This window comes from Brevundimonas sp. NPDC092305, from assembly GCF_044755415.1.
Taxonomy (GTDB): domain Bacteria; phylum Pseudomonadota; class Alphaproteobacteria; order Caulobacterales; family Caulobacteraceae; genus Brevundimonas.
Window position 1 is genome coordinate 1,742,497 of the sequence record NZ_JBIVQY010000001.1, and the last position, 11,256, is coordinate 1,753,752.

Here is an 11,256-nt window from a genome sequence, read left to right on the forward strand (position 1 = left end):
TAGCGGGAGCCACCGCCGGCCTCAGGTCCCCGGCTGGACGTAGGGCACCTGCGCGAAGAACTGCCGCTCGTCGCCGCGGGGGTCGTCGACCAGCCGGCTTTCGGCGTTGAACACCATCGTCTGACGACGCGGCAGCTCGTACTTGTCCCAGCGCGGAATGGTCGGGTTGTTGGGGTCGCCGGTCTTGGCGAAGGTCGCGAAGGTCTCGCTCAACTGCCGGGTCATGGCTGCTGCACCGGGCGATTCCGGGCCGCCGCGCCGTCCGGCCGCGACCGTGTCGAAGGCATGGGCGATGTCCGAGCCGTGACCGGCGCCGACCTGACCGTCCGCGCGCACCGTCGGGAAATCGAACTGATAGACCCAGGCCGGGTTGGTGCTGCGCGCCCGCTCCTCGGCCTCGATCACCGCCGCTCGCCACGACCGCCCGGCCGTGGTCGCGCCGATCAGCACCTGATCCGGCGTCCAGTCCGGCTTCATCTTGCGATAGGCCGCGATCACCGTCTCGGGCGCCACGTCACTGCGCATCGCCGAATAGCCCATGCGTCCGGGCAGGGTGTCCCAGGTCAGGTTCCGGTTCGCCGCATCGCCGCCCATGAAGGCCAGCGTCTCATCGTGCGTATTGCCGATCATGAAGGGGATCGGCACGCCCTGCGGGTGGGCGTCCGGATAGAAGGGATGGCGGAACAGCACCTGCTCGTCCCACACCGGGCCGAAATACAGGCCGCCGTAGCCAAGGATCGGATCCTCGGTCCGGCCCATGGCCTCCAGCACCTGCGCCGCCGGCAGGGCCTTCAGCTGGCCCGCCTGCTCGTCGGTCAGGTTCAGCGTGCGCAGAAGGGCCTGCGTCCGCTTCGTCGCATTGATCGGGCCCGAGGCCGTCACCTGCTGGCCGCTCATGCTGATCGCGCGATGGAACAGGCCCTCTGCCGCCGGCGTCCCCATCAGAGTGGCGATCTTGGCGCCGCCGCCCGACTGGCCGAACACCATGACCCGGTCAGGATCGCCGCCGAAGGCCGCGATGTTCGCCTTCACCCATTGCAGGGCAAGGATGATGTCCAGCTGGCCCGCATTGCCCGAGACGTCGAAGCCCTGCGCCAGCCGGGCCAGATAGCCGTAGCCGAACACGTTCAGGCGGTGATTGATCGAGACGACCACCACGTCGCCGCGCTTCGCCAGATTGGTCCCGTCCGTCAGCGGCGACGAGCCCGACCCGCCCGAATAGGCGCCGCCGTGGATGTAGAACATCACGGCCCGCTTCTCGCCGTCCGCCGCGGGGGTCCAGACGTTCAGGAACAGGCAGTCCTCGGATTGCTTCGGATCATTGCCTCGCTGCGGGCTGGATGCGCCATAGTCCAGCGCCTCGACCGGCTGGTCCCAGCGCTCCGGCGCGCGCGGCGCCTCGAAGCGGCGGCCCGTGGTGTCGGCGCCGTAGCGGACGCCCTTGAACACCAGCACGCCCTGATCCCGCGCGCCGACCACCGGCCCGTGCGCCGTGCGCACAACCGGCGCCGCACCCTGCGCGACCGCCAGATTTGGAAACAGCCCCGCCGCCGTCGCGGCCCCTCCGGCGGCCAGACCGCCCAGCGTCAACCGTCGCGTGATCATCGCGTCCTCCAGATGAAGAAAGGGCCGCCCCTTTCGAGGCGGCCCCATTGTCAGGTTCAGGTCGAGACCTTGGCGGGCTCGTACCTGGGCGTGATCACATGGATCAGCAGCAGGGCGATCAGATAAACCGACCCGGCGACGATGAAGATCGGGGTGTAGGTGCCGACCTTCTCAAGGATCTGGCCGACGTATTTGGAGAACACCATGCCCCCGATGCCGCCGACCATCCCGCCTATGCCCACGACCGAGCCCACCGCGGAGCGCGGGAAGACGTCGGCCGGCAGGGCGTAGAGGTTGGCCGAGAAGCCCTGGTGCGCGGCCGTGGCGACACCGATGATCAGGACCGCCAGCCAGACGTTCGACGCGAACGAGGCGAACATGACCGGCACCGCCAGCAGGGCGCAGATCAACATGGTCAGCTTGCGCGCCCTGTTCAGGCTGATGCCCCTGTGCATCATTCGCGACGACAACCAGCCGCCGCCCACCGAACCGACGTCCGACAGCAGATAGATGGCGACCAGCGGCGGTCCGAAGGTCTTGAGGTCCAGCCCGTAGCGCTTGCCGAGGAAGTCCGGCAGCCAGAACAGGAACATCCACCAGATCGGATCGATCAGGAACTTGCCGCCCGCATAGGCCCAGGTTTCCTTGACCGTCAGCAGCTTCAGCCAACCGATCTTCTCGACCGGATCCGCCGGGTCCTGCTCGATATAGGCGCGCTCGGCCGCCGAGAGTTTCTTGTCCTCGCTCGGGCGGCGGTAGACCAGCAGCCAGATCGGCAGCCAGATCAGGCCCAGAATGCCGGTGATGACGAAGGACATCTGCCAGCCGAAGGCCAGCACCAGGGCCGGCACCAGCAGCGGAGTGACGATGGCGCCGATATTGGTGCCGGCGTTGAACAGGCCGGTCGCCAGCGCGCGTTCCTTCTTGGGGAACCACTCGGCCACGGCCTTGATGCCGCCCGGGAAGCCGCCGGCCTCGCCGACGCCCAGAACAACGCGGGCCATGATGAAGTGCGACAGGTCTCGCGCGCCGCCATGAAGGATGTGGCCGACCTGCCAGATGGCGAAGGCGATGCCGAAGCCGAACCGCGCGCCGATCCGGTCCATGATCCGGCCCCAGATCGCGTAGAACAGGGCGTACGACGCCTGGAACCAGAAGACGATGTCCGCATAGTCGGTTTCGGACCAGCCGAACTCGGTCGACAGCGTCGGCTTCAGGACGCCGATCATCTGACGGTCGACGTAGTTGATCACCATGGCGGCGAAGAGCAGCCACATCACGATCCATCGCCGCCGCCCGCCTGCGTCAGCGAAGGGCGCGCGTGGAGTTGCTGTTGTGTCTGTCATCTGCTCACCATTCCTTCGTTTCCGGGTCGTGCGTCTCTTTGCGAACGCTGGACCAGATCTGTTCTACGCCTTCGGCCGGGCTTCCTCGACCGTGCAGAGGATCTGGCCGATCCCCTTGAAATCACAAACCGCGCGGGCCCCGATGTCGACCCGGTGAACCCCCGTCACCGCCCCGGTCGACACCAGCGTCCCCTTCGTCAGCGGCCGTCCCCGCCGGGCGCAGTGCTCCAGCAGGAAGCGCACCGATTCCAGCGCGCCGCCCGCGAGCGATCGAGATCCCCCGGTCCCCACCGACACGCCGTCGATAATCGTCTCGACCTCGATGTCGTCCAGTCGCGAGCGCCAGTCCTCGACCGCCTCGCCCACGATCACCCCGGCGTTGTTGCCGAAGTCCGAGGCGACGACCGTCGGCCCCAGATCATTGATTTCCGACAGCGGGCTGCCTGCGATCTCGACGCCGATGAAGATTGCGTCGATCTGGTCGGCGGCCTCCTCGACGGTCCAGTCCAGCTTTGCCGGATCGGCGTCCGCGCCGATGCGCGCGATGAACTCTGATTCCACGGCGGTGAAGCCGCCGGGGATGCCGGGAACGCTCACGCCCTCGGGCGCGTCAGGCCAGACATTGCGGGCGAAAATCGCCCCCGCCAGCCGGTGCACGCCCAGCTTCGGCTGCAGCGCCGGCGCCACGCCGCCCACCTTCCAGCCCACGACCTCGCTGGGATACAGGTCGATGGCGATGTCCTGGATGCCGTAGGATTCGGTCATCTCCGACGGAATGGTTCCGCCCGGAAAGCCGTCCACGGCCCGCGCGGCCACCCGCGCATCGACGAAGCTCTTCGCCACGTCACCGGCCCGCACGGCGCTGGCCGGCGATTTCAGATCGATCGATTGGGTCAACAGACGCCCCGTAACTTGGACGACGATAATGGGCGGCGATGGAAACCGGTGTCAATCCGCTTCGCACGTGACGGTTGGCGTCCTCGCCCGGACGGTTGTATGCCTTGGTCTGACGATTTGAGGGGCGCCGCTTGTCAACTGAGGATTCAAAGCCCGGCCGTACGGGCAAACGCGCGACCATCAACGACGTGGCCCGGCTGGCCGGCGTCTCGAAGAAGACCGTCTCGCGCGTCATCAACCAGTCGCCGTTCGTGCGGGAAGAGACGCGGGTCCGCGTCAACGCCGTCATCGACGAGCTGGGATTCGTCCCGGACCCGCAGGCGCGCGGCCTCGCCTTCCGCCGCTCCTTCCTCGTCGGCCTGATCTACGACAACCCCAGCCCGACCTATGTCGTGAACATGCAGCAGGGCGTTCTGGACGCCCTGCGCGGCTCTGGCTTCGAGCTGGTCGTCCACCCCTGCACGCGTGGCTCCGAGACCCTGCTGAAGGACATCCGCACCTTCGTGGAGCGCCAGCGTCTCTACGGCGTGATCCTGCCGCCTTCGATGTCAGAGGACGAATCGGTCATCGCCCTGCTGAAGGAACTGGACTGCCCCTACGTCCGCATCGCCTCGGTCAGCCTTGATGATCCGGGCGCTATGGTCGTGACCAATGACTGGGTGGGCGCCGCGGAGGCCGCGCATCACCTCGCCGATCTGGGCCACAGCCGCATCGCGATGGTCGCGGGCCCGCAGGGCTTCCGCTCATCCGGCGTGCGCGGCAAGGGCTTCCGGGACGCGCTGGCCGAGCGCGGCGTGCCTTTCGACGACGCCTACTTCATCCAGGGCGCCTACACCTTCGAATCGGGACTTGAGGCCGGCCGGGAGCTACTGGCCATGGAGCCGCGCCCCACGGCCGTCTTCACCCTTAACGACGACATGGCCATCGGCGTCATGCAGGCGGCGCGTCAGGCGGGGCTCGAGATTCCACGCGACCTGTCCGTCGTGGGCTATGACGACCTGCCCATGGCCGCCCGCGTCTGGCCAAACCTGACCTCGGTGCGCCTGCCTGTCCGCGACATGGGCCGCATGGCCGCCGAGAAGCTGCTGGCTCCGATGCGCGACATGGATCCGGCCACGCTCAAACAGCCCGAGGTCAAGCCTTCGCTGGTCGTCCGAGACTCCGCCGTGGCGCTTACGACCCCGGGCTGACCGCCCGGGCTACGCGGATACGCGCAGCCCGGCGGCCCAATGGGATTCAGGCGTTTTCCAGCGCCGGCGCCGTGCTCAGGACGCTCTTCAGATAGTCGCGGATGCCCTCGTCCTTCGCGTTGGCGAAGAAGTACTCCTGGAAGCGTTCGCCGGCGATGGCGGCCTTCAGCAGGTCCTGATCGACGTTTTTCAGCACCGTCAGCATGTCGTGGCAGGTCACGGCCTTCAGGTCCTTCAGAATGCCGCGGTTCTTGCGCATGATCTCTGCGCGTTCCTTCGGATAGCCGAGCCCCCGCTCGCCCTCGAACAGCTTGCGATAGACGTCCTGCAGGTTCAGCTCGGCGGCCCAGCCGAAGCCCTTGGCATAGGGCATGGCGATCGCGTTGCCGTCGTTGATCTGGCCGAACAGGAAGGCGTCGGTCGGATCGATGATCAGCCCGCAGAAGACGCCCGGCATGGCGTTGGCCGCCAGCATCGAGCCCGTGCCCGTGCCGCAGCCCGTAACCACGAAATCAGCCGCGCCGGAATTCAGCAGGATGCCCGCCAGCAGACCGTTCATGACGTAGGTCAGCGAGGCTTTGTCCTCGGGCGCGTACATGCCGTAGTGGAACACCTCGTGGCCCAGAGGCTCGGCGACCGAGGTCAGTGCGTTGTGCACGATCTCGCTCTTGGCGGCCTGGCTGTTCTCGATGATGAGCGCGATCTTCATGGGTTTCCTCGTTATGGCGATGACGAGCGGACGGAGCTTTCCATCTGCTGCGGTCGGGAAGGTCAAGCCGTCCGGGCCGTCGTCGGACCGATTGCATAAAGATATGACACCGGTTACCCGTGCACAACCCATTGCGCTTCACGACCACCGTTGCGCAGGTGTTCAAAGTCACAGCTGAACAGGCCTCGTCGTATGTCCGCTTCCCTCTTCGACCTGACCGGCAAGGTCGCTCTCGTCACCGGCGGCAACACCGGCATCGGTCAGGGCATCGCCCTCGCCCTGGCGGCCGCCGGCGCCGACATCGCCTCGGTCGCCCGCCGCGATTCCGACGAGACCGTCGCCAAGGCGCAGGCGCTGGGCGTCCGCGCTGTCTCCATCCGCGCCGACCTCACCTCGCTGGAGCCGATCGAGCGCGTGCTGGACGAAGCGACCGCCGCGCTGGGCCCTGTCGACATCCTCGTCAACAACGCGGGCATCATCCGCCGCAGCGACGCCGTCGATTTCACGGAACAGGACTGGGACGACGTCATGAACGTCAACCTCAAGGTCCTCTTCTTCCTGACCCAGGCTGCAGTGAAGCGAATGATCGCCGACGGCCGCGGCGGAAAGATCATCAACACCGCCTCGATGCTCAGCTTCCAGGGCGGCATCCGCGTGCCGTCGTATACGGCGTCCAAGTCCGGCGTCGCCGGCCTGACCAAACTCATGGCGAATGAGTGGGGCAAGCACGGCGTCAACGCCAACGCCATCGCCCCCGGCTATTTCGCCACCGACAACACCCAGGCCCTGCAGGACGACCCGGTGCGGTCGAAAGAAATCCTCGGCCGCATCCCCGCCGGTCGCTGGGGCCAGCCCGCCGACATCGGCGGCGCGGCGGTCTTCCTGTCCAGCGCGGCGAGCGACTACGTGCAGGGCATCGTCCTGCCGGTCGACGGCGGCTGGCTCGCGCGCTGATCCCCGGCTAGGCTCAGCTTATGACCACCCCCGGCCGCATCCTGTGCTTCGGCGAAATGCTGGCGCGCCTCAGCCCGCCTGAGGGCGAACTCCTGCTGCAGTCGCCCCAACTGGCCATCCGTCCGGGCGGCGCCGAGGCCAATGTCGCCGTCTCGCTGGCCCGTTTCGGCGCGCCCGCCGCTATCGCCACCATCCTGCCTGACAACGCACTGGGCCGCGGCGTCCGTGACGAGGTGCGCCGGCATGGCGTGGACACGTCCGCCGTCCAGTTCCGCCCCGGCCGTCTGGGCCTCTATTTCATGACGCCCGGCGCCGTGCGACGCCCCGCCGATGTCCTCTATGACCGCGCCGGGTCCGCCTTCGTGACCCACGCCGCCGACGCCTTCGACTGGCCCGCCCTGCTGGACGGCGTCGAGTGGCTGCACGTCTCGGGCGTAACCCCCGCCGTCGGCCCGACCGGCACGAAAGCCGCGCTGCAGGCCGTGGAGGCCGCATCAAAGGCGGGAGTGAAAATCAGCTACGATGGCAACTTCCGCGGCAAGCTCTGGGCCGAATGGGACGGCGATCCCAAGGGCACATTGGGCCGAATGCTGTCCGCCTCCACCCTGGCCTTCGCCGACGACCGCGACTTCGCCCTCGTTCTGGGCCGCAAGTTCGACGACGCCGACCCGGCCGCCCGCCGCCGCGCCGCCGCGACCGTCGCTTTCGAGGCCTTCCCGACGCTTCAGCGCATCGCCTGCACCCTGCGTGTTCAGGAAAGCGTCGCCGACCAGGCCCTGTCCGCCGTCATGCTGACGCGCGACGGCTCCGGCGTCCGCGAAACCACGGCCGAAGCAATCCACATGGCCGGCGTCGTCGACCGCGTCGGCGGCGGCGACGCCTTCGCCTCAGGCGTCCTGTTCGGCCTCTACAGCGGCTGGACTGACCAGCAATCCCTCGACTTCGGCCTCGCCGCCGCCGGCCTGAAGCACTCTGTCCACGGCGACTTCAATCTGTTCACCGCAGACGAAGTCCACGCCGCCATTGCCGCGGACGGGTTCGACATCAAACGCTGACATCGTCCTTCTCCCTTGCGGGAGAAGGAATTTCGCCTGATCCCTGAGACCGCTCCGGTGTGATCCCTGAGCCGGATTTCGCCAATCCGATCAACGTTGACCCGGAATTATCCAGCGTCCTGGGCTCCGGCCCGGCAACCGGCGCCATAATCCTCTTCGTCTCGTCGCGGGGAAGGGCGTCTGGCGCCAGGGCCAAACGCGCGGCAGGGATGCGATCGAGCGGGAAAGGCCGCTGACTCTTCCGTACCGACTCGTGCGGCGGGGTCGGCGGACGATTGCCCGGGGGGTGCAGAAACCCCGGGGCCCGGAGGTCTGGAGCCTCCGCCCGTCGCGGGCGTACGGCGGACAGGGTCTAAGCGGCGATATCGGTCCGGGAGGAAACACTCACACCGGCCCGGCTGCACGAGACCCGCCCCCGCCGGCCAGCGTGAACCGGTCGCGGCGGAGCGCGAGTTCAAGGCCGAAAACACATATCAGGCCGCCGTAACGCGAAAGCAGGCGGCCATCTCAGGTTCCGGGCCGAAAGCCCGCGCTCCGCCCCTTCCCAACCGACCGGAAACGGACGGGGTTTCCGCGCGCCTTCGAATCCGCACGGGTCTTTGAAAATCAGATCAGGCCAGTTCGACCGCCATCGCCACGGCTTCGCCACCGCCGATGCACAGGCTGGCCACGCCTTTCGTGCCGCCGCGCGTTTTCAACGCCGCCAGCAGGGTCGTCAGCACCCGGGCGCCGGATGCGCCGATCGGGTGACCCAGCGCCGTCGCGCCGCCGTTGACGTTCAGTTTCGCCCGGTCGATCCCCAGCTCGCGCATGGCGATCATCGGCACCACGGCGAAGGCCTCGTTGATTTCCCACAGGTCGACGTCCGCGACGGACCAGCCGGCTTTCTGCAACGCCTTCTGCATGGCCGGGACCGGCGCGGTGGTGAACAGGGCCGGTTCATGGGCGTGCGCCGCCTGACCAACGATCCGCGCCAGCACCGGCAGGCCCAGAGCCCGCGCTGTGCTCTCGCGCGTCACCACCAGCGCCGCCGCCCCGTCCGAGATCGAGGCCGAGGAGGCCGCGGTGATCGTGCCGTCCTTGGCGAAAGCGGCTTTCAGGTTCGGGATCTTGGACGGATCTGCCTTGGCCGGCTGTTCATCCTCGCTGACCGTCACGGGCCCCTTGCGGGTCTGCACCTCGACCGGAACCACCTCGCCGGCGAAGGCTCCACCGGTGACGGCGGCGTTGGCGCGGCTCAGGCTCTCGATCGCATAGGCGTCCTGATCCTCGCGGGTGAACTGGTACTGGTTGGCGGTATCCTGCGCGAAGGAGCCCATGGGCTTGCCGGGCTGATAGGCGTCCTCGAGGCCGTCCATCATCATCGAGTCGACGATGACGTCATGGCCGATGCGGGCGCCGCCGCGGTGCTTGTTCATCAGATACGGCGCGCCGGTCATCGACTCCATTCCGCCCGCCACGATGATGTCGGCCGAGCCGGCCTTGATCGAGTCAGCAGCCATCATCACGGCCTGCAGGCCCGAGCCGCACATCTTGTTCACCGTCGTCGCCTCGACATGCTGGCCGAGGCCCGCCCCGATCGCCGCCTGACGCGCGGGGGCCTGACCCAGACCGGCCGGCAGAACGCAGCCCATGTAGATCTGGTCGACCTTCTCGGCCGGAACCCCTGCCCGTTCGACCGCAGCCTTCACCGCGACCGCGCCCAGCTCGGTCGCCTTCACGCCGGACAGGGCGCCCTGAAAACCGCCCATGGGCGTACGGGCGAAGGAGCAGATGACGACGGGATCGGACATGAAGGCCTCGACGAAAACAATCGGACGGGTGGATGCGCCGCTCCGGTCGCGGACGCAAGCTCTGGCTTACTGCGGGGTCATCGGCCCCGGCCGGGGGACATCTCCGGCCCAATCGTGGGCGGTCGCGGGCGTCAGGCCGAACTCTTCGAGGCGCGCCCGCTGGGCGTGGGGCGGCGTCCGCATCAGCTTGCGGGCCAGCTTGTTCAGTTCGCCCAGCGGCGTCTCCGTCTCGACCCGCTCCAGCCACGCCGCCAGACGCGGCCATCGCTCCGGATCGACATTCACCTGCACCGCCCGCCCGTTCAGGAAGGCCGGCGCCAGACTGAGGTCCGCCAGCGACAGCTCGCCGAACAGGAAGCCGCTCTCCGGCGTCACGCCTTCCAGGTAATCGAAGATGGCCGGCAGTTCGGTCTCACGAGCCCGCTCCACCACCGCCGCATCACTCTCTCCGCCGAAGAAGATCGGCTTCAGCGCCAGCTGGAAGTAGAGCTTCCAGCCCAGAACATCGAACAGCCGCGTATCGGCGAACTCCTCGATGAACCGCGCCTTCGCCCGCTCCACGGGATCGGCTGGCCACAGCGACGGGCCCGGCCGCGTCTCCTCGATGTACTGGACGATCACGCTGCTGTCGCACAGCGTCACGTCGCCCTCGATCCAGACCGGAATGCGCCGCAGCGGGCTCAGATCGGTGAAACCGTCCCTGGCCAGAAACGGCGGCATCGGATCGATCTCGACCGCGATCCTCTTCACCGCGCAGGCGGCCAGAACCTTGCGGACATAGGGCGAAACGGGACTGCCGATGATGGTGACGGGCTCCGTCATGCGCGCTCCTCAGGCCTTCGCCGGCCGGTCGGCCAGAAGTTTTCGCCTCTGTCGCGACGCCGCGACCGGTCGCCCGTCCGCCGCCCGAGCGACGGCGTCATCGATCGTCCAGCCGTTCTCCAGCGTCAGCACCCGGAACTCGAAGAACAGCCAGCCGTCCGGCGCCGTCTCCGGCGTAATCGTCTCGAACAGGTCGTAGCGCAGATCGATCGTCGTCATCGGCGGCGGCCGGCGGAACGCGGTCCACGACGGCGGATACAGCGCGTCCAGCAGGTAACACAGCCGCGCCTCATCCAGCGGACGGCCGTCCTTGATCCGCATCCAGACCCGCTCGACCGCCGGCTTGCCGACATTGCCGCCCAGAATGTTCGGCCCGTTGTCGAACAGATAGTCGACATGCTGCGAAAACCTGGGGCTCAGCGGTCCGCTGATCGTCCGGGCCGGATCGATGGCGTCCCGCACCGGCGGCATGGCCCGCTCCGGCTCCAGCACCACGCCCGGCTGGTCCCCGCCCCAGGTCGCCGTCGCATGATGCGTCGCCCGCCCGCCCTGCTCCGCATCCACAGCAGTATAGGTCACCGTCCGCCCGCCCCTAAGCAGCTTCGGCGTGAAATGGACCGGCGCGTCATAGGCGGCGGACGCCAGATACTGCACCGACAGGGTCCTGAGCGGCAGCTTCAGATCCAGTCCCTGCCGCATCGCTCCGGCGCACAGGGCCGCTAGCAGACCGCCGAACGGGAAGCCTTCGGTCGGCGGCCGGTCGATCCGGGCGTTGGAGAAATCCTCATGCAGGACGGCGTCCAGACCTCCGCCGTCACCGGGCGTCAGGGTCAGCGCCTGATCCAGACTCTGCAACATGGTCTCACTCATCACGCGGGCGTATCC

General features: G+C 67.8%; 10 protein-coding genes. 3 read left to right on the plus strand and 7 right to left on the minus strand.

Annotated features, from left to right (window positions below; all coding sequences use genetic code 11):
- Window positions 1-21: 21 nt before the first annotated feature.
- From ACIQC9_RS08605 to ACIQC9_RS08615, 3 genes are all read right to left on the minus strand, one after another.
- A complete protein-coding gene (locus tag ACIQC9_RS08605) occupies window positions 22-1,605 on the minus strand; it encodes a carboxylesterase/lipase family protein (RefSeq protein ID WP_400614468.1) in 1,584 nt (527 codons plus the stop codon).
- A gap of 56 nt (window positions 1,606-1,661) precedes the next feature.
- Window positions 1,662-2,951 carry an MFS transporter gene (locus ACIQC9_RS08610; RefSeq protein WP_400614470.1) on the minus strand — a complete coding sequence of 430 codons (1,290 nt, stop codon included), beginning with the start codon at window positions 2,949-2,951 and terminating at the stop codon, window positions 1,662-1,664.
- Between the two features lie 63 nt (window positions 2,952-3,014).
- Entirely contained in the window at window positions 3,015-3,848 is an 834-nt protein-coding gene (locus ACIQC9_RS08615; RefSeq protein WP_400614472.1) for a 2-keto-4-pentenoate hydratase, read from the minus strand.
- 131 nt (window positions 3,849-3,979) lie between these two features.
- Between ACIQC9_RS08615 and ACIQC9_RS08620 the strand changes: the two genes are divergently transcribed.
- Window positions 3,980-5,038, plus strand: a complete 1,059-nt coding sequence (locus tag ACIQC9_RS08620) for a LacI family DNA-binding transcriptional regulator (protein WP_400614474.1) — start codon at window positions 3,980-3,982, stop codon at window positions 5,036-5,038.
- 46 nt (window positions 5,039-5,084) lie between these two features.
- Here the strand turns inward: ACIQC9_RS08620 and ACIQC9_RS08625 are convergent, their stop codons facing one another.
- Window positions 5,085-5,747 (minus strand): RpiB/LacA/LacB family sugar-phosphate isomerase, encoded by a 663-nt coding sequence (locus ACIQC9_RS08625; protein WP_400614477.1) that lies wholly within the window; start codon window positions 5,745-5,747, stop codon window positions 5,085-5,087.
- A 192-nt stretch (window positions 5,748-5,939) separates the two neighbouring features.
- Here ACIQC9_RS08625 and kduD point away from each other — a divergent pair, with 192 nt between their 5' ends.
- Together kduD and ACIQC9_RS08635 are read left to right on the plus strand one after the other, a co-directional pair.
- On the plus strand, window positions 5,940-6,701 hold the full coding sequence (gene kduD / locus ACIQC9_RS08630; protein ID WP_400614480.1) for a 2-dehydro-3-deoxy-D-gluconate 5-dehydrogenase KduD: 762 nt from the start codon (window positions 5,940-5,942) through the stop codon (window positions 6,699-6,701).
- A gap of 20 nt (window positions 6,702-6,721) precedes the next feature.
- On the plus strand, window positions 6,722-7,756 hold the full coding sequence (locus ACIQC9_RS08635; RefSeq protein ID WP_400614482.1) for a PfkB family carbohydrate kinase: 1,035 nt from the start codon (window positions 6,722-6,724) through the stop codon (window positions 7,754-7,756).
- A 611-nt stretch (window positions 7,757-8,367) separates the two neighbouring features.
- On the opposite strand, the gene ACIQC9_RS08640 is transcribed toward ACIQC9_RS08635, so the two are convergent.
- The 3 genes from ACIQC9_RS08640 to ACIQC9_RS08650 form a co-directional block, all read right to left on the minus strand.
- Window positions 8,368-9,549: a thiolase family protein gene (locus ACIQC9_RS08640; protein ID WP_400614485.1), complete on the minus strand. Its 1,182-nt coding sequence runs from the start codon at window positions 9,547-9,549 to the stop codon at window positions 8,368-8,370.
- A 66-nt stretch (window positions 9,550-9,615) separates the two neighbouring features.
- Window positions 9,616-10,371, minus strand: a complete 756-nt coding sequence (locus ACIQC9_RS08645) for a glutathione S-transferase family protein (protein WP_400614488.1) — start codon at window positions 10,369-10,371, stop codon at window positions 9,616-9,618.
- Between the two features lie 9 nt (window positions 10,372-10,380).
- Entirely contained in the window at window positions 10,381-11,241 is an 861-nt protein-coding gene (locus tag ACIQC9_RS08650) for an acyl-CoA thioesterase (protein ID WP_400614490.1), read from the minus strand.
- Window positions 11,242-11,256: the final 15 nt, after the last annotated feature.